The organism is Acinetobacter sp. TY2 (assembly GCF_046269225.1).
Taxonomy (GTDB): Bacteria; Pseudomonadota; Gammaproteobacteria; order Pseudomonadales; family Moraxellaceae; genus Acinetobacter.
Map to the genome: position 1 here is coordinate 80,889 of NZ_JBJZOR010000005.1, position 22,434 is coordinate 103,322.

General features: G+C 36.1%; 23 protein-coding genes. 12 read left to right on the forward strand and 11 right to left on the reverse strand.

Features of this window, described 5'->3' with window-relative positions:
* Positions 1–404: 404 nt before the first annotated feature.
* Positions 405–1,982, forward strand: coding sequence for a glutamate--cysteine ligase (gene gshA, locus ACK1JC_RS04505; protein WP_409510667.1), 1,578 nt, complete (start codon positions 405–407; stop codon positions 1,980–1,982).
* A gap of 42 nt (positions 1,983–2,024) precedes the next feature.
* The gene (locus ACK1JC_RS04510; RefSeq protein ID WP_409510668.1) at positions 2,025–2,525 is read left to right on the forward strand and encodes a disulfide bond formation protein B; all 501 of its coding nucleotides are present in this window, start codon (positions 2,025–2,027) and stop codon (positions 2,523–2,525) included.
* 54 nt (positions 2,526–2,579) lie between these two features.
* On the opposite strand, the gene ACK1JC_RS04515 is transcribed toward ACK1JC_RS04510, so the two are convergent.
* Positions 2,580–3,911: a hypothetical protein gene (locus ACK1JC_RS04515; RefSeq protein ID WP_409510669.1), complete on the reverse strand. Its 1,332-nt coding sequence runs from the start codon at positions 3,909–3,911 to the stop codon at positions 2,580–2,582.
* A gap of 246 nt (positions 3,912–4,157) precedes the next feature.
* On the opposite strand from ACK1JC_RS04515, the gene ACK1JC_RS04520 reads away from it, so the two are divergent.
* Both ACK1JC_RS04520 and parE read left to right on the forward strand, forming a co-directional pair.
* The gene (locus ACK1JC_RS04520) at positions 4,158–4,739 is read left to right on the forward strand and encodes a YqiA/YcfP family alpha/beta fold hydrolase (RefSeq protein WP_409510670.1); all 582 of its coding nucleotides are present in this window, start codon (positions 4,158–4,160) and stop codon (positions 4,737–4,739) included.
* Between the two features lie 16 nt (positions 4,740–4,755).
* Complete coding sequence (parE, locus tag ACK1JC_RS04525; RefSeq protein ID WP_409510671.1) at positions 4,756–6,633, forward strand: DNA topoisomerase IV subunit B; 1,878 nt, start codon at positions 4,756–4,758, stop codon at positions 6,631–6,633.
* Between the two features lie 28 nt (positions 6,634–6,661).
* Here the strand turns inward: parE and ACK1JC_RS04530 are convergent, their stop codons facing one another.
* The 4 genes from ACK1JC_RS04530 to ACK1JC_RS04545 form a co-directional block, all read right to left on the reverse strand.
* Positions 6,662–7,285: a hypothetical protein gene (locus tag ACK1JC_RS04530; protein WP_409510672.1), complete on the reverse strand. Its 624-nt coding sequence runs from the start codon at positions 7,283–7,285 to the stop codon at positions 6,662–6,664.
* Positions 7,285–8,040: a hypothetical protein gene (locus ACK1JC_RS04535; protein ID WP_409510673.1), complete on the reverse strand. Its 756-nt coding sequence runs from the start codon at positions 8,038–8,040 to the stop codon at positions 7,285–7,287. Before ACK1JC_RS04535 ends, ACK1JC_RS04530 begins: the two co-directional genes overlap by 1 nt.
* A 28-nt stretch (positions 8,041–8,068) precedes the next feature.
* Positions 8,069–8,581 carry an N-acetyltransferase family protein gene (locus ACK1JC_RS04540; protein WP_409510674.1) on the reverse strand — a complete coding sequence of 171 codons (513 nt, stop codon included), beginning with the start codon at positions 8,579–8,581 and terminating at the stop codon, positions 8,069–8,071.
* Between the two features lie 111 nt (positions 8,582–8,692).
* Positions 8,693–9,430, reverse strand: coding sequence for an outer membrane protein OmpK (locus ACK1JC_RS04545; protein WP_409510675.1), 738 nt, complete (start codon positions 9,428–9,430; stop codon positions 8,693–8,695).
* A gap of 490 nt (positions 9,431–9,920) precedes the next feature.
* Between ACK1JC_RS04545 and ACK1JC_RS04550 the strand changes: the two genes are divergently transcribed.
* The 4 genes from ACK1JC_RS04550 (at position 9,921) to ACK1JC_RS04565 (ending at position 12,686) form a co-directional block, all read left to right on the forward strand.
* On the forward strand, positions 9,921–10,286 hold the full coding sequence (locus tag ACK1JC_RS04550) for an HPF/RaiA family ribosome-associated protein (protein ID WP_409510676.1): 366 nt from the start codon (positions 9,921–9,923) through the stop codon (positions 10,284–10,286).
* Positions 10,287–10,608: 322 nt separating this feature from the next.
* On the forward strand, positions 10,609–11,151 hold the full coding sequence (locus ACK1JC_RS04555) for an ankyrin repeat domain-containing protein (RefSeq protein ID WP_409510677.1): 543 nt from the start codon (positions 10,609–10,611) through the stop codon (positions 11,149–11,151).
* Between the two features lie 19 nt (positions 11,152–11,170).
* On the forward strand, positions 11,171–11,938 hold the full coding sequence (locus ACK1JC_RS04560; protein WP_409510678.1) for a transporter: 768 nt from the start codon (positions 11,171–11,173) through the stop codon (positions 11,936–11,938).
* A 106-nt stretch (positions 11,939–12,044) separates the two neighbouring features.
* The gene (locus tag ACK1JC_RS04565; protein ID WP_409510679.1) at positions 12,045–12,686 is read left to right on the forward strand and encodes a glutathione S-transferase; all 642 of its coding nucleotides are present in this window, start codon (positions 12,045–12,047) and stop codon (positions 12,684–12,686) included.
* 13 nt (positions 12,687–12,699) lie between these two features.
* Here the strand turns inward: ACK1JC_RS04565 and ACK1JC_RS04570 are convergent, their stop codons facing one another.
* The 3 genes from ACK1JC_RS04570 to ACK1JC_RS04580 form a co-directional block, all read right to left on the reverse strand.
* Entirely contained in the window at positions 12,700–13,791 is a 1,092-nt protein-coding gene (locus tag ACK1JC_RS04570) for a GGDEF domain-containing protein (RefSeq protein ID WP_409510680.1), read from the reverse strand.
* A gap of 197 nt (positions 13,792–13,988) precedes the next feature.
* Positions 13,989–14,597, reverse strand: a complete 609-nt coding sequence (locus tag ACK1JC_RS04575; RefSeq protein WP_409510681.1) for a GGDEF domain-containing protein — start codon at positions 14,595–14,597, stop codon at positions 13,989–13,991.
* Between the two features lie 383 nt (positions 14,598–14,980).
* Entirely contained in the window at positions 14,981–15,895 is a 915-nt protein-coding gene (locus ACK1JC_RS04580; protein WP_409510682.1) for an alpha/beta hydrolase, read from the reverse strand.
* A gap of 153 nt (positions 15,896–16,048) precedes the next feature.
* On the opposite strand from ACK1JC_RS04580, the gene ACK1JC_RS04585 reads away from it, so the two are divergent.
* Positions 16,049–16,480 carry a DUF2147 domain-containing protein gene (locus tag ACK1JC_RS04585; protein WP_409510683.1) on the forward strand — a complete coding sequence of 144 codons (432 nt, stop codon included), beginning with the start codon at positions 16,049–16,051 and terminating at the stop codon, positions 16,478–16,480.
* 107 nt (positions 16,481–16,587) lie between these two features.
* Here the strand turns inward: ACK1JC_RS04585 and ACK1JC_RS04590 are convergent, their stop codons facing one another.
* Entirely contained in the window at positions 16,588–16,935 is a 348-nt protein-coding gene (locus tag ACK1JC_RS04590) for a Spx/MgsR family RNA polymerase-binding regulatory protein (RefSeq protein WP_409510684.1), read from the reverse strand.
* A 605-nt stretch (positions 16,936–17,540) separates the two neighbouring features.
* Positions 17,541–18,359: an exodeoxyribonuclease III gene (locus ACK1JC_RS04595; protein ID WP_409510685.1), complete on the reverse strand. Its 819-nt coding sequence runs from the start codon at positions 18,357–18,359 to the stop codon at positions 17,541–17,543.
* 40 nt (positions 18,360–18,399) lie between these two features.
* Between ACK1JC_RS04595 and pyrE the strand changes: the two genes are divergently transcribed.
* The gene (gene pyrE / locus ACK1JC_RS04600; protein WP_409510686.1) at positions 18,400–19,050 is read left to right on the forward strand and encodes an orotate phosphoribosyltransferase; all 651 of its coding nucleotides are present in this window, start codon (positions 18,400–18,402) and stop codon (positions 19,048–19,050) included.
* 108 nt (positions 19,051–19,158) lie between these two features.
* Complete coding sequence (locus ACK1JC_RS04605; RefSeq protein ID WP_409510687.1) at positions 19,159–19,701, forward strand: hypothetical protein; 543 nt, start codon at positions 19,159–19,161, stop codon at positions 19,699–19,701.
* Positions 19,702–19,804: 103 nt separating this feature from the next.
* On the opposite strand, the gene ACK1JC_RS04610 is transcribed toward ACK1JC_RS04605, so the two are convergent.
* Positions 19,805–21,232, reverse strand: a complete 1,428-nt coding sequence (locus ACK1JC_RS04610) for a hypothetical protein (RefSeq protein ID WP_409510688.1) — start codon at positions 21,230–21,232, stop codon at positions 19,805–19,807.
* 201 nt (positions 21,233–21,433) lie between these two features.
* Between ACK1JC_RS04610 and gshB the strand changes: the two genes are divergently transcribed.
* Positions 21,434–22,378 (forward strand): glutathione synthase, encoded by a 945-nt coding sequence (gene gshB, locus ACK1JC_RS04615; protein WP_409510689.1) that lies wholly within the window; start codon positions 21,434–21,436, stop codon positions 22,376–22,378.
* The last annotated feature ends 56 nt before the right edge of the window (positions 22,379–22,434 follow it).

The following is a 22,434-nucleotide window of genomic DNA, read 5'->3' on the forward strand; positions in this document are numbered from 1 at the left end:
AATGATCAAGCTTTTACAGTGTTTTAGAAACAATTCGATTTTAGACTGCCCTACATTCTAAAATGATAGATTTAGTCTAAATTTCAAGCTGATTTTTGTTAAATCAGTAACTTATCATCGTGCTTATATCGCAAGCTTGATGCCTTAATTTCAATATTTCAGCATAAATAAAAGATCAATGAATACTCATAATTTTGAATTAGATCTTGTTTTGTCATCATTTATAAAGCAAATCACAAATTTCAGATGTCTTATCGGTAGACTTTGTGATAAATAATTGCCGTAATGGATTAAGAATATTCAACCTGAATTTATTATTGTCATGATTTTGTATCGTAAAAACACGATATAATGCAGTTGAATCATTTGATTTGAAAATGTTCTTTAAGATAAGAGAGTAAGCAATGAGTCAACCAGAAGCCAACACTCAAGCCATTTTACCGACTTGGGCAGATGCTGCACTATTTAAAGGCATGCTGCGTGGTATCGAGCGTGAAAGTCTGCGTATGCAAGGCAACGGCTTTTTATCTCAGACCAATCATCCTGAGACATTGGGTTCAGCATTGACTCATCCGCATATTACGACAGATTATTCTGAAGCTTTAATGGAATTTATTACACCACCTAAAGCAAATATTCCTGAAGCATTGAATTTTTTAAAAGATATTCATGCGGTGGTGAATCGTCATTTACTTGAAGATGAAAAACTATGGCCATTGTCCATGCCATGTATGCTTGATGACGAAGAAGAAAATATTCGTCTAGCACAGTATGGTTCATCTAATATTGGTAAATTTAAAACACTTTATCGTCGTGGTTTAGGTGTGCGTTATGGTCGCCGTATGCAGACCATTTCAGGCGTACATTACAATATTTCATTTCCGAATGAAGTGTTTGAAGCATTACAACAACATGAAGTAGATGACCGCTTAAAAGCTTTGAGTTTGCAGGATTATCGTAGTCATCGTTATTTGGGATTAGTACGTAACTTTATCCGCTTAACACCACTTGTCACCTATTTGATTGGGGCGAGTCCATCTGTTTGTAAGTGTTTTATGACAGGGCGTGAGCATCAGTTATTGCCTTTGATTAAAGGTACATTATATTTACCGTATGCAACGGCACTCCGTATGGGGCGATTTGGTTATCAAAACTCAGCGCAGAAACAATTGGGTATTCATTATAATAATTTAAAAGATTATGTGGCGGATTTACAAAAAGCAGTTTATACGCCTTACCCACCTTTTAGTCGTTTAGGTTTAGACGATGCCAATGGCGAACCGATTCAGATCAATGATCACGTTTTACAAATTGAAAACGAATATTACAGTTTAGTTCGACCAAAACAGATACCTGAGGCAGGTGAGACCCCATCACAAGCTTTGGCAAACCGTGGTATAGCTTATGTCGAATTACGTGCGGTTGATGTCAATCCGTATAGTGATATTGGGATTAATGAAGATACCGCAGCATTCTTAGAAGTGATTGCGCTGTATTGTTTACTCAAAGATAGTCCTGATTTACCTGAAAGTGAACAAGATTTGATTGATCAAAATCAGGCAGAAGTGGTCAACCGTGGTCGAGCGCCGAATGCTAAAATTTTGGAGCCGAATGCTGAGTATTTGCTAGTAGATTGGTTGAATTTACATATAACGGCAATGTTACCTTTGGCTGATTTACTCAATCAAACCTACGCAACGGACATCTACAGTAATTCAATGCAGTTGATGAAAACACGTATTAATCATGTCGAAAAAACTCTATCTGCTCAAGTGATTGCAGATACATTGAAACATGGTGGTACATGGAGTTTTGGTAGTTTTATGGCTTTAACACATGTAAAAAATTACCAAGAACATGTATTAAGTGATGAACTTTTAACGTATTTTGAACAGCTTGCAGTGTCATCTAAAGACAAGCAACAACAACTTGAGCAAGATACAACAGTAAGTTTTGAACATTATTTGAAACAATTTAGATAAACGTTAAATGATGTATTGAAATAAAAAATAAGAGGAATAGCCATGCAGTGGCGTAGTTATCGTGTTGTCAGTGGTTTTTTATTTATTGCTAGCGTTGTAGGCATGGCTTTTGCGCTGTATCTCGAACACTTTCAGGGACTTGAGCCTTGTCCACTTTGTGTGTTCCAGCGTATTGGCTTAATTGGGCTTGGGTTGATTTCGCTAATTGCATTTCTACATAATCCAAAATCTACAGGATTGAAACGTGGTTATGCTTTTTTAGGTACGCTTGCGATTGGATGGTCGACAGGTGTAGCCGCACGTCATGTTTGGCTGCAAAACTTACCAGCTGATCAAGTGCCTAGCTGTGGTCCAGGTTTGGATTATTGGGTTGATACTTTGCCATTGAAGTCAGTCTTTGAAAATGTACTCAAAGGCTCAGGCGAATGTGCGATGGTTGATTGGACCTTCTTAGGTCAGTCATTACCTGTATGGTCATTTGCATTTTTTGCTGTTTTGATTTTGGTGAGTTTGTGGCAACTAGTTAGAAAATATCCTGCTTAATTTTCTTGTAAATTTGATTCAAGAAAAGCCCGTTGAAACGGGCTTTTCTTATTTTTAGGTTTCTACAATACCTTGTAGATTTTCAAGTTGGATTAAGTATTTACGGATTTGTTCTTCTGCAATTTCGTCATGGTGCGGATAAAACCATTTTGCAACTTGCTCTGCAACTTCAGCGTGAAATTGAATTTCAAAATGATTCAAACCATAAAATACAGCTTTATGCGATTCAGGTAGTTTTAGTTGATAGCGTGGATTTGGATGTTCACCTAAAGCACTTTTTACACTCACCAAATAATCACCAATCACTTTAAGCGTGCGATTTTTACGATTTTCAAACTCAAGTGTTCCTGCAACCAAGAAAGTATTGATATGTGAAGGAAGCGGTGCGGGTTTGCGATTATCATCAACCTGACCAATACGTGCAGCGTTATGTTCCCAATCATCATCACGCACACTACCATAACGTAAATCTAAAATACCGTTACTGCGAATATTGACAATGTGACTAATCAATTTAATCAAAGGGAAACGTCCTACTTTATCTTGTAGCGCAAAACCAAAACGTTCTAATACTGCACCATGATGGGGTGAACCAAGACAGACTAAATTTTCAACCATATGTAACCATTGATGCATATTTTGCTTGCCGTAAAACAAAGCACTACGTGAGACTAGTCCCCCCATACTATGTCCAATTAGGTCAATACTTGTAATGCGTGGATTACGTTTCACTAAATCTTCGAGTATATTGGCAAGAGAACGACCATTGGCTGAAATACGTCGACCTGTATTGTAGTGTAAATACAACATGGTGTTGTTATCACGTTGAGCCAATAGTTTTTCACCTATGCCACCATTACCACGACTTGTCCAATCCTGATGATTCATACATAAGCCATGTGAAAAAATCACCACACGACCAGCTAAATCTCCTTGCTGTAAAGCACCATAGTGATCGTATAAATTACTCGTAATCGCAAGTGGGTTATGTGTGGCAAGTAAGTAATCTCCCAATACACCATTTAATACACTGATTAAAAAGTTCAGCGTGTAGGTCAGTGGTTTTTCATGCAGATTAGGAAACTGCTCAATGATTTTACGCAAAGCTGGCGCAAGCAAATGATTGCTATAAGTTTGCAGACTATTAAATCCGAGCGTATAAATTTTTTCGACGATAGGAGAATTTTGAAAACGTTTAGCTTTTTGTTTACTTAGTCCAAATAGGCTCAATAAAACTTCACGCTGGATAGAGCGAATTAGATCTTGTGCAACACTACTGACAGGTGCGCTTAGCAACTGTGCTAAACCCTCCAATACATCTGCCTGACTTGGCGGAGAACGATCCCATTTACAATAGGTTTCGTGCAGTGGTGTTAAACTAGTCATATGCCATTATCCTCAATTATCTTGATACGCATTCCAATGCTTTCTTTTTGATGAGGATCAAGGTATAAATCCTCAAATCATTGTATTAACGTGTTCATCCTGAACATCTCTAAAATACTGATGATTACGTTAAAGTTTTAATTTTTTGTCGGACAATTTAGTCATACATACAAATTAAAACAAAAATGTGATTTTGGTCACACTAATAATTAGAGCGTTTATTAAACAAAAGCAAATTTTTTAGATATGAATATTCTCTATTTACATGGTTTTCAAAGTAGCGCGTTATCGATCAAAGGACAACAACTAAAAGACTACTGTACACTTTATACATCGTATACAGTACATCTACCTGATTTAAATATGCCTCCATTGCAAGTCATAGAAACAATATCTGATTTGATTAGGCAATTGGATGATGTGGTATTGGTCGGAAGTAGCTTAGGTGGATTCTATGCGACACAATTGGTCGCGAAGCATAGTGTACCTGCTGTTTTGATTAATCCTGCTATGCGACCATGGCTTTTGTTTCAGGAGCATATTGGTTCGCAGTTACCTTATAAGGTCAGTGAAAATTGGATAATTGATCAGCAACAACTTGATGACCTTGAGCAGTTAGCCGTACCATTTGTTCAGGATGCAGACAAACTCTTGGTTTTGTTGCAACAAGGCGATGAAATTTTGGATTATCGCGATGCTGAAAGGTATTATAGTGCAACATCTCATACATCAATGATCATGACAGAAATGCATGGCAATCATGCGATGGAAAATTTTGCAGATAAAATTCCAATGCTGTTGGAATTTTTATCCTACTCCGTAAAATAAAAGGAAAAATATTAACGTGTCTTATACAGCCCAATCTCTTGAGGTTTTATCTGGTTTAGATCCTGTTCGACGTCGTCCAGGAATGTATACCGATACCACTCGTCCAAACCATTTGGCGCAAGAAGTGATTGATAATGCTGTCGATGAGGCACTTGCAGGTCACGCCAATAAAATTACAGTAAAAGTCTATAAAGATGGTTCATTGTCCGTAGAAGACAATGGTCGTGGTATGCCAGTCGATATTCATCCTGAATATGGTCAAAGTGGTATTGAAATTATTCTGACTAAACTACATGCAGGCGGTAAATTCAGCACAGATAATTACCAATTTTCAGGTGGTTTACATGGTGTCGGGATTTCTGTGGTCAATGCTTTGTCAGATCGTGTGGAAGTTGAAGTACAGCGTCAAGGTAACCTTTACAAAATGGTATTTGAGCATGGTGAACCTGTTGCACCACTCGAAGTTTTAGAAGGTAAAGCACCTAAACGTGCCACAGGAACGACTGTCCGTTTTTGGCCAGAAGAAAAATATTTTGATTCACCGAAATTTGCTTTAAAAGCACTGAAACATAATTTAAAAGCCAAAGCTGTCTTAGCTGCAGGTTTAAAAATTACGTTTATTGATGAAATTAATAGTGAAACAATAGAGTGGCAATTTGAGAATGGTCTTGTCGATTATTTGATGGATGAACTGGAAGATCGGGAAATTGTACCTGATCCTGCTTATGTTGCTACAGGTGAAGGTGAGCGTGCAAGTGCTGAATTTGCTATTTGTTGGAATGCTGAGGGTGGTGAACAGGTTCAAGAAAGTTATGTGAACCTTATTCCAACCGCACAAGGCGGTACGCATGTGAATGGCTTGCGTTCAGGTATGACTGATGCAATGCGTGAGTTTTGTGAACTGCGTAACTTGTTGCCACGTAATATGAAACTCTCTGCGGAAGATGTGTGGGATGGCGTAAATTATATTTTGTCACTCAAGTTTCAAGAACCACAATTTTCAGGGCAAACCAAAGAACGTCTTTCAAGCCGTGAAGCATCGAATATTATGCTCAATATTGCTAAAGATGCTTTTGCTTTATGGCTCAATCAAAACTCAGACGTTGCCATGCAACTTGCTGAAATGATGATTGCTAAAGCAGGTCGCCGTTTAAAAGCCGCAAAAAAAGTTGAGCGTAAAAAAATTGTTGCAGGTCCAACTTTACCTGGAAAATTATCAGATTGCGTTGGGCATACGCTTGAAGAATCTGAATTATTTATTGTAGAGGGTGATTCTGCTGGTGGTTCAGCTAAGCAAGCCCGAGATAAAAACTTCCAAGCGATCATGCCAATTCGTGGGAAAATTTTGAATACTTGGGAAGTCTCTTCAGATGAAGTGCTAGCATCTCAAGAAGTTCATAATATTGCCATAGCCATCGGTGTCGATCCGGGCAGTGATGATCTGTCAGAATTACGTTATGGCAAAGTCTGTATTCTTGCCGATGCGGACTCAGATGGTTTACATATTGCGACATTGCTTTGTGCTTTGTTTGTGAAGCATTTTCCAACTTTGGTGGAAGAAGGACACCTATATGTTGCAATGCCGCCGTTGTATCGTATAGATGATGCTAAAGATGTCTACTATGCTTTAGATGATAGTGAACTTGAGTCTATTTTGAAAAAAGTAAAATCAAAAAATCCACAAATTACCCGATTTAAAGGTTTGGGTGAGATGAATGCCAGTCAATTACGTGAAACGACTTTAGATCCAAATACTCGCCGTTTGGTGCAGTTAGATTTGGATGATACGCAGTTCACAGCAGGTTTATTAGATAAGCTTTTGGCAAAGAAACGTGCGAGTGACCGAAAAGAATGGCTTGAACAGAAAGGTAATTTGGCTGATTTAGTTGTTTGATTTTTCTATTGAGTATGATCAAAGTATATTAAAGCTTGTTTTGGTCATATTCAGTAAAGCGAATAAGTTCATTTATTTTTGACAAATCAAGTTGATGTTTTATTGCAATGCGCAAAAATTGTTGGCGAATATTTTTGAGTTTATCTTTTAATTCTTTAGCCGCAATTTGAAAATCGACAAAAGGAATTAAAATATCTTCAAGTTCTTCGTCCTCTTCTTCAATAAATCGAATTTGGTTATCCTGAATTTCACAAGAAAGCATAGGATGACCAATCCAGAAGCCATTAAGGTCTTTCTCTGCGAGTTTTAACCAACTATCTATATCATTCAAATCTGAACAACATCTATGTGTTAAAAGAGGTGTAATAGTACCTTCTGTTCTCTTGCAAAGTGCGAAACCACCTTCTAAACCATATTTATCATTTTGAATGGTATCTTGTAATATTTTTAAAATATTAAAGTCGGAAGTTTGCTCAATTGGATATAAGTTGTAGCCAATAACAATTGGCTGTAGGGAGTATTGAAAACCATTTAATTTATGAACTTGATTTAAAAATGTATCATATTCTTCGTTTGAGTAAGGATATTTTGGGCGGTGTAAATTAGGATGATAAGGTTTAAGTTCAAACACAGGAATTAATTCTAATTTCATTATTTCATCTCCACTTTAAAATAAACACCATCTGCATATACATTGTGTCCAAAACCACAGCCTGAATTGCCATCACTTTGTGTAACTTTAATCGAGTTTCCAGAAGTAGTATCACTTTTAAAATTTAAATCAATTTTACAATCTTCATAACGGTAAACGGCTTGTTTTTTAGAAAGTGGCATTGTGATATCAAATTCTCCCATATTTGGTCCATAAACCAGACTGCGAATACCCATATATAAGCCATCAAATTCAATTTGATAAGACGTTTTATTATTTTTGACAGTAAGGTAATTCCACTCACCAAAACCAGCATAACGCACATATTGCCCTGATAAGTCTGTCGATGGTTTTGGCTTTGGTAGTTGTTGTAAATTAAAACGGGTACTTTGAGGTTCTATTTCATCTCGAATATTGAGTAAATACCATGCTCGTGCCCATAAAGGCTGATTCATTTTGGCATAAGTTAAACCAACATTATTATAGGCGATCGCAACATCACGATCGCTGACTTTGACTGTAGTATCATCAGCATTCAGCATACAGAATTGAGACCAAGATGCTTGATTTTTAAATTGCTCTAATGCTTTTTTATATTGTTTTTGATCATAGAGTTTTTTTCCATTATTGGCATATTGTTTTAATTTGGCACAGCCTTGTTGTAACTCTTGTTCATAAGAGAGCTCTGCATGAGTGGAGGTCATTGCGATTAATCCTAAAGCGCAAAGCGATCCTGAAAAAATTGTTTTTATCATGATGCTAATCCTAAAATATATTTCTGATTTAATGAGATTCATCTAAATTTAATTGCATTAACACTAAGTCACGCCATTTTCCAAATTTTTTCCCAACTTCGGGCATAAAACCCGATTGTTTAAAGCCTAATTTTCCATGGAGGTGAATAGAACTTATATTTTCTGAATCAATTGCTGCAACCATAACATGCTTGTGATGAGCGGTAGCATGTTCAATCAATTTACTCATTAATGCTTTGCCTAAGCCCAAACGTGTAAATTTTGGATCAATATAGACAGCATGCTCAACGGTTTGATCATAACCATTAAAATTTCTAAAACTGGAATATTCAGCATAGCCTGAAATGACTTGAGTTTCTGTTTCTTCTGCGACAAATAGTGGAAACTCTGCTTCCTGTAAATACTGAAACCATTGCTGATATTCTTCTAATGATTTTGGTTGATTATTCCATGTTGCAACACCATGCTCAATTTCAGCATTGTAGATTTGCATAATATATGGAATATCGTGTAGCTGAGCAGGGCGGATGATTAAATTCATAAAAGACGGCATGGTAGCTTATTTATATTTTATTGTAGATCATCTGATTGATCAGGCAATAAAAAAGCAAGACCATAGTCTTGCTTTTCAAAAACATTGTTAAATATCGAATTAGAAGTGATATTTAACTAAAGCGCTGACATTATTTTCGTCTTTGCCTTTAATGCCGAATTTGTTATTCCACACAGAATGTTCAATACCTAAGTATAAACGTGTATCTGGAGAAATGTGTTTACCTGCATTCCATTTCCACTGAGTTGTCCAGTTGAGTTCGCTTGCATGAGGAACATCATCTTTTTCAGCAGTTGACCAATCTAGGAAACCATCAACTAGGAAATCTTCTGACCCTAGTTTAAATGGCACACCGTAAGTGATGGTCATTTGATAGTCATCTTTTTGGATGTCATTGTTCGCGCGGTAAAAGTTTACACTTGCAAATTGTGTGTAAGGAATAGCAAGATCAAAACCAACGCCATAAAGGAAGTTGTCAAAATCGTTACCAAAATCGTCTTGGTTACTTTCCCATGTAGTTGAAATTAATACATCTTTAACAGGACCAGCAGAAAGTTTCATTCCAGACACTTCACCAAGGCTTAAACGAGGAGATAACTCGAAATAAGTCAGTTTATTGTCATCACCACCACGCATACGATCCATAAAGAAGAATACATCTGCATATTTTACTTTTGCAGCATATTCAACGGTCAGCGTTGTTTGTTGCTCATCGACAACTTCATAGTTTTCACCATAAAGTCCAGTTAAGCTGAAGTCTTGCCAAATAGGCGCAGCTTGAGTGAATGTCGCAGTTGTTGCTAAGGCACAAATTGTTGCAAGTTGAGTCAGTTTCATGTGATTAATCTCTCCCCCAAGAAAGCGCCTTAAGGATACAGATTATTAAGCAAAAATAAAGTTAAAACTGATCAGACGTTGAAGAATAATGTAAATGCTGTCTTTAATGTAAAATTGTAGCAATTGATTAAAAGACAGAGCAAAAGACATTTTAAAATAATATTTGGATGACTTTTGATCAAAAAAAATTATTTTAAAATTAATAAAAAACAATCAGATGTATTCAAGTGTAACAAGTTGTCAAGTTTCATATTGTTTTCATAAATAATTGAAAAATGTACTTGCATATTTTCCAATAAGGCTTGATATTGAAGACATAAGAACACGAATCTGCAGACTCAAAGGTGTTCATCCGATCAATTGTGGAGGTATATTCCAGTACATTGAAGATGATCAAGCTGATATGGAACAGCAAGCTAAAATTGAGCCCAAAATATAAAATTTTGTGCAAATTCTATAACTCTCAATTAAAGAAAGAGGATGATAATTTATGAACATTGAAATCCGTACCGATAAAAATATTCAAAATAGTGATCGTTTAATTACTTATGTGCGAGATGAGTTGAATAATGAATTTCAGCGTCATACTGAGCGTATTACGCAAATTTCAGTACATATTAGCGATGAAAATGGTGACAAGGGCGGAGATGATGACATCCGTAGCATGATTGAAGTGAAAGCTGCTGGTTTAAAACCTGTCGTTGTTACCCATAATGGTAAAAATATTGATACTTCACTGCACGGTGCAATTGAACGAGTAAAACGTAGTCTTGAGCATGTACTTGAGAAAAAAGAAAATATTCGTGGAGGTAAGCTTGAGCTTGCTGATGTCGATGCTGATCTTGATGAAGCATAAGTCGACATTTAAATAATACAAAAAAGCCCTTCGGGGCTTTTTTTATGCGTGAATTTTTAAAAAATTAAAAAATTAAAAAATTAAAAAATTAAAAAATTAAAAAATTAAAAAATAATGCATAATTTTTCTTTATTTAAATCTTTAATTTTAGAATGGCTTAGATATTTTTATAATGAGTTAGAATTAAAAAATGTTAGTTGATTTCAATACCGTTAAGTTGAATAGATAAAAAATACATTATTAGTATAAATTTTCATCAGACCCTAGATAAAGTTGACAAGAATTCGGCATAATGTTTATTCAGATAGAAAGAGTGATCAATATGTTAAATGCGCAGCAGCAAGTTTTTTTACAAGCCTTGGAAGAATTAGATCTTGCACAGGTTCAGCGTCTGCTCGCAGACGGTCTTGATCCAAACTTTATTGATCCTGAAAAAGGTCCTGCTGTGTCAGTATGGTCAGATGGTTTATTTAAATGGTGGGAAGCTATTTGTGAAGCCTATGAAGCAGGTCAAGAATTGACGGCTGAACAAAAACAACAGACTTTACAAGTACATCTTGATATTTTGGATGCACTTATTCTGGCAAAAGCAAACCTACATTTGTGGGATGCTGAAGAAAGCTATGGTCCGCTTTGGGATGCAGCAAGTGCAGCATGTACACCTGCGGTATTACGCTTACTTGATCATCAGGTTAATCCAAATACCCGTGATGAAGAAGGTAAAACTATTTTAACATCGATTAGTGATCTATTTTTTGATCAAGATTTTGATCAAATTGACTGGTCACAAGCGTTACCTGAAGAAAAAGAAACACTTGAGTTACTGCGTAGTCGTGGTGCGAAAATGTCAAAAGAATTGAATTAATAGAGCCCTGAGTAATAATATGATAACAATGCAAAAATTGACTTTAATCCTTGCTTCTACTGTGAGTATGGGAAGTATGGCTGCGGACTTTTCATTTGATCGTCCAGGAAGCGGTTTTGGTACAGGTATTACACCTGTAGGACAAGTGGCTTGGGAGCAAGGTTTACCAAGCGTAAACTATACCGAGTCTACTGTTGATGGCGCTAAGCAAAAAACACTATCTTTAAACGGTGATACGTTACTTCGTACAGGTTTGGCATCAGGTTTAGAATTACAACTTGGTTGGCAAGGTCCTGCGTGGACTCAAGTCAAATACAAGGGCGATAAATTTGATGATTCAGGTTTAGGCGATGTCAGTATTGGTTTGAAAAAAGCAATTGATCTAGATGATGATAAATTATCTATGGCAATTTTAGCGCAAGCACAAATTGCAACGGGTAACGAAGGATTTACTGCAGAAGATGATATTTATAGCATTGGAACAGCTTTAGACTACCAATATAACGACTTACTGACTACAAGCTTAACGATGAATTATCAAGTTCAAGATGGTGAGTGGGGCGTGACTGCAATTCCAACTGTTGGCTATAAAATTGCAGGAAATTTATCAGGTTACTCAGAATTTGTTTACCGCAAAATTGAAAGCCAGCCTTATGAGTATGCTTTGGGTACAGGTTTAATTTATGCATTAAATGACCGTATGCAACTCGATGCGAGCATTGGTATTGATTTGGAGGGTCGTGACAAAGCTTATAATGGTGGTTTAGGGATTTCGTTCTTGTTCTAAGATCATAAGCTATTGACCATATAATAATATGAGAGAGTGGTTTGCCACTCTTTTTTATGCACTGTAAATTTGATTAAACTGAAAACGAATATAAAAAGAGGTTATCATGGATTTATGGATTGGAAATAAAAAATATTCAAGTTGGTCAATGAGAGCATGGTTGGTCTGTCGCCATTTTGACATTGAATTTACAGAACATTTAGTCCAGTTAGATGGTTTAGCTGATGGGATATTTAAGCAAACCATTCAATCTATGAATCCTGTTGGTAAAGTACCTATTTTAGTGATTGATGATTTTTCGATTTGGGATTCATTTGCAATTTGTGAGTTTCTTGCTGAACAATTTCCACAAAAGCTTTTGTGGCCACAAGATACTCTAGAGCGTGCAAGGGCACGTTCACTTTGTGCAGAAATGCATAGTGGGTTTAGTGCATTACGTTCTTATTGTCCCATGAATATTCATGCCGATTTAAAAGAACTTGGGCAACAACTATGGCAACAGCATGCAGACCTTCGAAATGATTTACAGCGAGTAGAACAGATCTGGGAACTACATGAGCAAACAGGAGATTTTTTATTTGGTAAATTTAGTATTGCCGATGCTTTTTTTGCACCTGTAGTAATGAGGGTAATAAGTTATGGGTTACCCACCAATCAAAAAAGCCAAGCTTATATGAACAAAATAATACAAGTTCCTGCTATAGCTCAGTGGATTGCTGAAGCAAAGCTTGAGCTAACTTCTATTTAAATGAATATGAATATCAGCTTTGATAAATGTGTACCTGATTACGGCCTTTTTGTTTTGCAATATATAGCGCTTTATCTGCTGAATGAATAACAGAATCAATGCATTGTGTTGGGTTTGACATTGCTAGCCCGAAACTTGCTGTGAGTGAAATAAATTTATCGGCTGAAACAGGAATGCGCAAATATGAAATGGCGAGACGACAGTGTTCAGCAATCGCATGTGTTTGTTCTAACGTAATATTTTGTAAAGAAAAAATAAACTCTTCACCACCAAAACGAGCAACAAGATCTTGTTCAGGTAAATGAGATTTTAGGCATTGAGCAACTTGTTTTAAAGCATTGTCACCCACGCTATGTCCATATTGGTCATTGATGGTTTTAAAATGATCAAGGTCGAGTAGAATAATGGCATAGTTGTGTGCAACTGCTTGAACTCTTTTTAATTGTTCATTGAAATGGCGACGGTTAAACAGAGTGGTCAATGGATCTGTTTGGCTGAGGGTTTTAATTAAAGACTCACGATGACGCCATTGAAAAAGTAGAATTTCGCAAAGGATTAAGCTAGCAAATGCGATTGGTATTACAAAATAAGCCATGCTACTGACCCAAAATATATTTAAAGTGGGTGAAAGAAGTTCAGGTGTAAATAAAGGCGAATAAGGTAAATCATGAGTTAGCGTCAGATAGCTGAGAATAATATATACAATACAAGCAAAAATTAGAGGGAAATAGACAAAGCGGTGTTCAAATAGAATTAGCCCCAAACCAGATATACAAATAAATGCGATCACGGTCGCTGGACTAAATAATCCAATCAGATAGCCATCACGCATGATCACGGCAACAAAAATATTGAGAATGGCATAGGGAAGAGCTGTTTCAGCCCATTGTTTACCTTGGAATAACCAGCATGGCAAAATTAAAAACAATAATAAAAAAAAACTAGCAAGATTGAGATAAATTTGAAATTTCAATAAACTCATATCGACCCAATGCCAAAGTGAAGGGGTCAATAAAATAAAAATTTTCCAAAATAGCCAAAGCAAATGCATCGTACATGCAAGACTTAAAATCAAGATGCACTTATTGAGATTGCTCCAATTCATAATGATATTATTATGTAATATCTTATTAAGAACAAAGCGAAGTTTTTTTGTCTGTTTTCCAAGATTCATATGTGTATGTTGAGCGGTATGCTCTTAAGATATGGAATGATGTTCTACTAATAATAGGGCATCCAGATCTATAAAAAATTACAATATAAAATAGAAATTATTTCGGTAAACAATTTCTATTTTAGGTCTTAGCTTGCAATAGTACTGTGATCACGAATTTGGTTAATACCATTCGATTTCGCTGCAAAAAGTGCCTGATCTGCTTGTTGTAAAATGGCATCACTATAAGCATCTTGTTCAGAAACAGAAATACCACAGCTTGCCTGTAATAATATAGATTGAGTTTTCACTTTGAGTAATTTACTTTGTACATTTTCCGCAATTCGGCGTGCAACGCTGTTTGCATATTCAAGGGTAATATTGCTCAGAATAAGAATAAACTCATGCTCGCCATAACGACCAATTAAGTCGGTTTCACGCAAATTATCGGAAATAATACTTGCAGTTGAAATCAATGCGACTTCAGCAGCTTTAATTCCATATTGTGCTTGAATGTCTTTATAGTTATCGACATTGAGTAGCACAATTGCATAGCTAATTCCAATTTGTGGATGTAATTCTTTTAAGTATGAATTGATACCAAATTGATTATATAGACCTGTTAAAGGGTCTGTAATCGTATCATCTGCCATTGTTTGGTTGTTATTAATCCATCCGTTTATAAACGAATTTTTAATCACATTTTTAAAAAATGTATGTAATTTGCGACGTCTTTCGGAATAAATTTTATTTCGCATAGCAAATTTCTCCTCCGATTATTTATGTATTTTTATTGCTCATTGACGAAAATATACGCTTTTAAATAATAAAGATCAAACATACTTATTCGTTAATTTGTTGAATTAACTCATTAATAATTATAAATTAGTGAATTTTATCACACTATTTACAAAAATAATCAGAGTAAGCGCTCTAATAATTTGGATGAATAACTAATCTTGTCACATTCCTATTTTTGGGAAAGACTATATCGTAAAGTATTGGTATTTATTAATTTGTTATTATTTTTAAATATAAACTATAGATTGTTAATTTAAAACTTAAAATTGTAAGTAAATTTAACGTCCAAAATTTAAAATTTGAGCCTAAATTTGATTTAAGCTCATAATATATATTTGTATTAATCTTGATCTAGTCGATGCGCAAAAGTTGCAATATCTGCTAAAGAAGTTTTAGCTTCATCAAACCATGGGCTAAACATTTGGAAGTTATGCCACATGCCTGTATACAGTTTTAATGTTACATCAACTTTGGCTGCTTTGGCTTTGGTTTCAAAGCGATTTGCATCATCGAGTAAAATTTCTTTAGAACCAATTTGAACGAGTGTTGGAGGTAAGCCTTCAAAATCACCAAAAATAGGTGAAAGTTCAGGTTGGGATTTATCCATGCCTTTGGGTACATAAAATTCTATACCTGTCTCAAGGGCTTCGATTGACAGTAAAGCATCATGTTTTTGATTGTAACGTAAAGACTCACTTGTCAATGTTAAATCTAAAAAAGGAGACATGAGAATCAGACCCGAAGGCAACAATTCAGGATCTTCGTTTTTCAGTTTTAGTGCTAAGGCAAGTGCTAAATTTGCACCACAAGAATCGCCTGAAATAATAATATCTTTGGGTAAAATACCTTGTGATAAAAGTTGTAGATAAGCATCATAAACAGCTTCACTCGCTTCAGGATACTGATGTTCAGGTGCAAGTGGGTAGTCAAGATGCAGCACCTGCATTTGAGTACGTACCGCAATTTCAGATAAAAATGCCCGATGCGTTTTGAGTGAGCCGACAAAAAATGCTCCACCATGAATATGAAAGATCAGTTGAGTGGCACTTTTTTGCGGTTTAATTTCTTCAGCAGGAATACCTGCGAGGCGTAAAGAACGAATTTTTACATCTTTATGTTGGGGGAAAACTCGAGTGAGTTGTTCCAATGCAAAACGCACTGCAGTCGGTGGGATATTGAGACGACTAGGCATTTTAAAACTTGTCTTTAAAATGCTCTCTGTAAGATATTGTTTCAAAGCAGGATTAAACTTCATATTTTGTCCATTTTTTTTAAATTAGCAGTTGTTTATGAAGAAATATTGGCTAATATTTACAAGGCTACACTAAATAGTCACATTGAAAAATTGCATATTTGTTTTGAGTTTTTAATAATATATAGGTCAAATATGACTAGGGAAATGAAAAAAATGAAAAAAATCGCACTCACGTTAGGATTACTCGCAACTGCTACTTTTGCTAATGCTGCAGACCCACTCAATGGAACTGTATGGAAAACCATTGATGATGCAACAGGCAAACCAAAAGCTATTGTAAAATTTACAGAACAGAAAAACGGCACCCTTTCTGCAACGATCCAAAGCATTGTGACACCAGGTGAAGAAAATGCTTGTACGAAGTGTGAAGGGACGTATAAAAACAAATCTCTCAAAGGCGTGACCATTGTTCATAATCTTAAAAATGTCGGTGGTACAAGCTATGAAGGCGGATCTATTTTAGATCCTAAAAATGGTAAAACCTACAAGCTAAAAGGTGAGCTTGCGGGGAATAAATTGAATCTACGCGGTTATATTGGTGTATCGGCTTTAGGTCGTAATCAAACTTGGATTCGTGCGCAATAAACACATCTAAGTATTTGATTAAAAAATTTTACTTTAGAGATTTTTAAAAAAGCCTGATGTATTCAGGCTTTTTTAATCAATAAATTTTGAGGTTTTTAGCAGGGGATTTATTTCAATATACGAATCGCATCCTCATTAAAGCCCACAATATACTGGCCATCGCTTTCAATAATCGGTCGTTTGATCATACTTGTATGCGTTGTCAGCGTTTCAATCAAATTTGTTTCACTAGAAAGTGCATGTTGTTGCTCTGCTTCGGTTAGTTTTTTCCAAGTTGTGCCTTTTTTATTTAAGATGATGTCCTGTCCAACCTGATCGAGCCAAGTTTTTACCGTTTCAGCATCAATACCTTGCTTTTTATAATCATGAAAATCGTATGCAATACCGAGTTCTGTGAGTAGGTCAAAGGCTTTTTTCATAGAGCTACAATTTTTGATACCATAAATTTTTAACATCAGGTTGATCCATTCTTTAATCTGCAAAATAGCATAACAAAAGCAGTCAATTTACGCATGAATGATGTTTGAATAAAAATTTGAGGCAGTCATAAAACTGTAAGGAAAATTTGGCATTATGTAATCAATAAAGCATAAGAATGATAAAAGAACATAGCTCGTTAGATTATTGTGATAATAATCTAACGATAAAAAACTTCATAATAAAAATTGGTTGTTGTGGACAGGGCTTTATTTGATTTTGATGATAATAAAAATAAGTTTTGTCTTACTCTAATAAATAATAATGGAAATATTAATTGAAAATAAAAAAATTAAAGACTATAAAAGAGAAAACCCGCATTTAATCATCCTGATCATGCGGGTCTCAATACAACGTCCATTGTTTCGTCCTTGGAAAATATTCACTTGCGTAACTATTTTCTATCCATCCTACGGCTTCCTATCCCTATTTGATCATCCTGATCACATCCCTTTGCCGTGAAGCAATAATGCCGTTTATTATGTAGAAAAAACATCCACAACTTCGTCAAGCGATGTGAGATATTTACGCATATTGAGTAAACGGTTGTTCACTCAATATGGTTTATTGAAAAAAATTAAATTTAGATTTTATAGTCAATAATGACGGGGGCATGATCGCTAAACCATTGTTCCTTATAGACCCAAGCATTGACTGTGCGCTCTTTCCAATCAGGTGAACAGGCTTGATAGTCAATCCGCCAACCAACATTTTTCGCACGAGCTTGCCCTCGGTTTGACCACCAAGAGTACACTTCAGCTTCTTTACGCACTTCACGGAAGGTATCGACATAGCCTAATTCATCATAAATATGATCGAGCCATGCACGTTCATGTGGTAAACAGCCCGATGCTTTTTGGTTACCTGACCAGTTTTTAATATCAATACGTTTATGTACGATGTTGTAATCGCCACAAATAATCACAGACTTATTTTCATCACGCCATTGTTTCAATATTTTTGAATATTCTTCAAGGAAACGATCTTTACGTGCTTGCGCTTCATCGCCTGAAGAACCTGAAGGCAAATACAGTGAGCAAATATGGACAGGTTGATCTAGTCCAAGATCAAACTCAGCTGAAATAAAACGTCCTTGGCTATCTGCAAGTTCAAAACCTAAGCCATCGGTAATCGATACAAAGGGAAGGCGACTATAAATGGCTGTACCTGCGTAACCCGCTTTTTCAGCAGGAAAAAGATGCGTATACCAACCTTCAGGTTTAAATTTATCTGTCCATTGTGCGTGGGTAATGCGACTTTCTTGCATGCAAACCACATCGGCATCGGACTGTTCAAGCCATTCAAGTAAGCCTTTGGTCACGGATGCACGTAAACCATTTACATTAATTGAGACAACTCTTAAAATTTTTTGATCACTTGGATAGCTACTCTTTGGTATCATGCGCAGTCATAACCTTTCTGTATGAATTTTGGAGCACCTCATGACCTCGCAAGCTCAATTTGATCCACAAGCTTTTATCGAACTCGCATTATCACGTGGTGTGCTTAAATTTGGTGAGTTTACTTTAAAATCGGGTCGTGTGAGTCCTTATTTTTTTAATGCAGGCTTACTCAATGACGGTGAAGCATTATCATTATTAGCTCAGGGCTATGCCGATAAACTCACTCAGTGTAATAATGTTGAAGTGATTTTTGGCCCAGCGTATAAAGGCATTCCATTTGTTGCTGCAACTGCTGTGGCATTATCGCAAGTGCATGGTCAAAGTGTGCCTTGGGGCTTTAACCGTAAAGAAGCCAAAGATCATGGTGAGGGTGGTGTCTTGGTTGGAGCTTCTGTTGAAGGCAAAAAAGTGTGGATCATTGATGATGTGATTACTGCAGGTACAGCTATTCGTGAAGTGGTTACTATCTTGAAAAATGCGGGTGCAAGTATTGCAGGTGTATTAGTTGCGCTTGACCGTCAAGAAAAAGGTCAAGGTACATTGTCTGCAATTCAGGAAGTTCAGCAAGAGTTAGAAATTCCTGTACATGCACTGATTACTATGCGTGATTTGATGACATTCTTAGATACGAAAGGCGATCAAGAAGCTTTGGCAAAAATGGAAGCTTATCGTGTGAAATACGGTATCTAATATTAAAAATTTCAAACGATGTAATAGTCATTCTATAATCTAAGGAGCAATGCGCTCCTTATTTTTAGCACAAATTTTGGGTTTGAGTTTATTGGGAAGCGGATTGAGATGTTGTGGTTGCTTTTAATAATCATCTGCGTGATTGTTGGCTTTCTAGTGATTCGCCAAAGTGATCAACGTAGATGGGGGCGTTATCAAATTGAACGCGATATGTATTTTCAAATGTATCCCTATCAGCTTGATCCATTGTTGCCATTTAGTGTTGTGGTACCTTTGGGCTATATTGCTCAGCGAAAATTACAAAACGAATTGATGCTAAAATTTAATCAAGAAGTGATTTATATAACTGCACTTGTTCAGCGTGAAGAGGCACGACAAAATCAAACTTATGTGGTGCAAGTGCGTATCCACGATCATAAAGTCGGTGAACTAGAGCCAAAGTATGCAGAAAAACTGTGTTTGAATTTAGCTCAGACTGATTTTTTTATTGGTCGCCCCATTTCTTTACAGGCTGAAATTACAGTATTTCAAAAATCTGAGACTGAATGTGGTTGCCGAATTAAATTAAACCTACCACCCGATCCACAAAGTGCTGATGAATATGTGATTAGAAATAATAAAGATGATGCAAAAAAAGATTTAGTTTGTTGAAAAAAATAAAAAAAGAATTTGTAAAATATAATAATCCTGTTTCTCAATGCTCTTTAAAGAATTGAGAAACAATCTAAAAATAATCTATCAATATTTATAAAAATTAGTGTCTTAAGCAATCAGGACTAGAACCATAACAACTCCCCGATTTGATTTCATAAATGGTTGAATGTCCCGGATTGCCTTGAGGTCGTGGTACGCCTTCAGGTACAAAAATCGTAACCGAGTGAGCTCCATATAAACCTGCGGGCATCGTCATTTCTTTTAAGACCACATAAGCACGGTCAAAATGCACATATTCCATACCTGTGCCAGAAGAGGATGTACCTCCAACGACTGGCGGTGTATGAATGTTTTTCGCACGATTATTGGCTGCTTTCCATGCGTCAATATCTGCTCGAGTTGCAGGTCTGAGTAGACCTTTTGCAATTGCATCTTGTATGCCTGCTTGCCCTGCTAAAGGAGCATTCCGATCAATCACATCTTTCATTGTGCGATCTTGGGAAAATTGCAGTTGTGCATTTGAGTTGATATTTCCAATTGTTGCTCGTCCATTTTGTGCAATGACAACGGCTTGAATATCACGCTGTAAAATTTTCTGTGATAATTGGTTGATTTCTGAGGCATTGTCACTAGAAACATAACTATAACCGCACTGTGAGTTTTCAGAAGTCGTTTCTAATACAGGAATAGATTTAGGTAATCCAATGACTTTTTGGGTGTGATATCCCGTTGCGATCACACCTACAATATGTGTATTCGCTTCCCATTTTATATTCCAAATAGTGGGTTCATACGCACCTAAAATAAGTAGAATTGGACGGGTATGTTGAACTTGTATATCCATTTCATTGGCTTGGTGACCGCTGTTATCAATTTGATAATTGGATTCACGTCCTGAATATGCACCTGTGGCGAATACATCAAATTGTTGCGGAAGTTTGGTTTTAAATTTTGTGCAATCATTTTCAATAGGTGGTGTATGTGTTGATCTTGTATGATCTCGTCGATATTCGGATGTGTTTGCAAGTATAGCTTGGCGTAAAAGATTAGAATTATCAGGTGCTTTTTCACTATAGAGACAATATTTTGGTCGAATATTGTCTGTTAGATCTGAAAAACATTGCCATGAAGTAATTGTTCGCCCATCTAATGATTGCGGTTGATAGTAAATTTTGTGCTGCGCCAATTTTTCTGGAATTTTACTATTGTTTTTTAAGTCAACGATTAGTTGCAATTGATTGAATTGAAAATTCACACCATCTTGAGTTTGCAAGTTAGGGATAATTGTATTTTGAATGTCTGAGGATTTCCGAAGTAATTGAATGAGTTGTCCGTTGTTGTTAGATAAATACTGTTGATTTACTTGATCAGCAAATTTTTTTTGCTGTTGTGAGATATGCCCCAAAACTTGATGTATTTGATATTGCATATAAGCATTTTGCCCCAGAAAGCCTAAACCAACGATTGCAAAGCTACTTAATACACCAACGAGCACCCCAGTTTGAAAGTTTTGTTTATTATTTTTCATAGATTTAACACTAGTATAATTTATAGTTATTTAAAATACAGTAGTGGCTAAGAACTGAACAGAATAATGCGATATTTTGTATTAATTTTTAAATACACAATTTTATATTGAATCTATGATAAGTATCTAAAAAAAGCAGAAAACTTTGTATTTGATCTCGGCTATACTCCAAGGAAGCCAAAATTTTATAAGAGCAATTGTATGCGTGTACTTGTGGTGATGGATCCCATCGAAAATGTAAACCTAAAAAAAGACTCAACGATGGCAATGCTGTGGGCAGCATCACGTCGTGGGCATGAGTTAGGTTATGCATTACAACAGGATTTATATATTGATCAGGGCAAAGCTTTTGGTCTGATTTCACCACTCAAAGTGTTTGAAGATTACAATCACTACTATGAATTGGGTGAGCAAAAGAAAGAATCTCTTGCGACATATGATGTGGTGTTAATGCGTAAAGACCCACCATTTGATATGAACTTTGTGTACACCACGTATATTTTAGAACAAGCAGAACGAGAAGGTGCGTGGATTATTAACAAACCACAAAGCCTACGTGATTGTAATGAAAAAATATTTGCAACCCAATTTCCCGATTTACAAGTACCAACATTGGTTACTTCACAGCAAAGTTTAATTCGTGAATTTTTAAAAGAGCATGGTGACGTCATTGTCAAGCCACTTGACGGTATGGGGGGAATGGGAATTTTCCGTTTATACCAAGATGGTGTGAATATTGGCTCAACCATTGAAATTTTAACCGAAAATGGTACGCAGCCAATTATGGCTCAGCGTTATATTCCAGAAATAGTCGATGGTGACAAACGTATTTTGATGGTAAATGGTGAAGCTATGCCTTATTGCTTGGCACGAATTCCGCAAAATGGTGAAGTTCGTGGTAATTTAGCTGCGGGTGGTTTGGGTGAAGCACGACCATTAACTGAAAATGATAAAGCGATTGCAGCTAAAGTTGGACCATTTTTAAAAGAAAAAGGTTTGGTTTTTGTGGGTGTAGATGTTATTGGTCAGTATGTCACTGAAATTAACGTGACGAGTCCAACGTGTATTCGTGAAATTGATGATCAGTTTGGAACTTCTATTGCAGATGATTTATTTGCTGTACTTGAAGCAGGTAAAACAGTTTAGGACTTAATGTTTCATTGATTTAGTCTTTATTGTAGTAAAAAATGAAACGAACACAG

What these genes read in the sequence shown, in the direction of transcription:
- ACK1JC_RS04575 (WP_409510681.1), bottom strand. Translation starts at nt 14,597, where the DNA reads ATGCGAAATAAAATTTATTCCGAAAGACGTCGCAAATTACATACATTT.
- ACK1JC_RS04610 (WP_409510688.1), bottom strand. Translation starts at nt 21,232, where the DNA reads ATGAAAAATAATAAACAAAACTTTCAAACTGGGGTGCTCGTTGGTGTA.
- ACK1JC_RS04605 (WP_409510687.1), top strand. Translation starts at nt 19,159, where the DNA reads ATGTTGTGGTTGCTTTTAATAATCATCTGCGTGATTGTTGGCTTTCTA.
- ACK1JC_RS04555 (WP_409510677.1), top strand. Translation starts at nt 10,609, where the DNA reads ATGTTAAATGCGCAGCAGCAAGTTTTTTTACAAGCCTTGGAAGAATTA.
- ACK1JC_RS04540 (WP_409510674.1), bottom strand. Translation starts at nt 8,581, where the DNA reads ATGAATTTAATCATCCGCCCTGCTCAGCTACACGATATTCCATATATT.
- ACK1JC_RS04550 (WP_409510676.1), top strand. Translation starts at nt 9,921, where the DNA reads ATGAACATTGAAATCCGTACCGATAAAAATATTCAAAATAGTGATCGT.
- ACK1JC_RS04515 (WP_409510669.1), bottom strand. Translation starts at nt 3,911, where the DNA reads ATGACTAGTTTAACACCACTGCACGAAACCTATTGTAAATGGGATCGT.
- ACK1JC_RS04520 (WP_409510670.1), top strand. Translation starts at nt 4,158, where the DNA reads ATGAATATTCTCTATTTACATGGTTTTCAAAGTAGCGCGTTATCGATC.
- ACK1JC_RS04560 (WP_409510678.1), top strand. Translation starts at nt 11,171, where the DNA reads ATGATAACAATGCAAAAATTGACTTTAATCCTTGCTTCTACTGTGAGT.
- ACK1JC_RS04570 (WP_409510680.1), bottom strand. Translation starts at nt 13,791, where the DNA reads ATGAATTGGAGCAATCTCAATAAGTGCATCTTGATTTTAAGTCTTGCA.
- ACK1JC_RS04590 (WP_409510684.1), bottom strand. Translation starts at nt 16,935, where the DNA reads ATGTTAAAAATTTATGGTATCAAAAATTGTAGCTCTATGAAAAAAGCC.
- ACK1JC_RS04510 (WP_409510668.1), top strand. Translation starts at nt 2,025, where the DNA reads ATGCAGTGGCGTAGTTATCGTGTTGTCAGTGGTTTTTTATTTATTGCT.
- pyrE (WP_409510686.1), top strand. Translation starts at nt 18,400, where the DNA reads ATGACCTCGCAAGCTCAATTTGATCCACAAGCTTTTATCGAACTCGCA.
- ACK1JC_RS04535 (WP_409510673.1), bottom strand. Translation starts at nt 8,040, where the DNA reads ATGATAAAAACAATTTTTTCAGGATCGCTTTGCGCTTTAGGATTAATC.
- ACK1JC_RS04530 (WP_409510672.1), bottom strand. Translation starts at nt 7,285, where the DNA reads ATGAAATTAGAATTAATTCCTGTGTTTGAACTTAAACCTTATCATCCT.
- ACK1JC_RS04545 (WP_409510675.1), bottom strand. Translation starts at nt 9,430, where the DNA reads ATGAAACTGACTCAACTTGCAACAATTTGTGCCTTAGCAACAACTGCG.
- ACK1JC_RS04595 (WP_409510685.1), bottom strand. Translation starts at nt 18,359, where the DNA reads ATGATACCAAAGAGTAGCTATCCAAGTGATCAAAAAATTTTAAGAGTT.
- ACK1JC_RS04585 (WP_409510683.1), top strand. Translation starts at nt 16,049, where the DNA reads ATGAAAAAAATCGCACTCACGTTAGGATTACTCGCAACTGCTACTTTT.
- gshA (WP_409510667.1), top strand. Translation starts at nt 405, where the DNA reads ATGAGTCAACCAGAAGCCAACACTCAAGCCATTTTACCGACTTGGGCA.
- ACK1JC_RS04580 (WP_409510682.1), bottom strand. Translation starts at nt 15,895, where the DNA reads ATGAAGTTTAATCCTGCTTTGAAACAATATCTTACAGAGAGCATTTTA.
- gshB (WP_409510689.1), top strand. Translation starts at nt 21,434, where the DNA reads ATGCGTGTACTTGTGGTGATGGATCCCATCGAAAATGTAAACCTAAAA.
- ACK1JC_RS04565 (WP_409510679.1), top strand. Translation starts at nt 12,045, where the DNA reads ATGGATTTATGGATTGGAAATAAAAAATATTCAAGTTGGTCAATGAGA.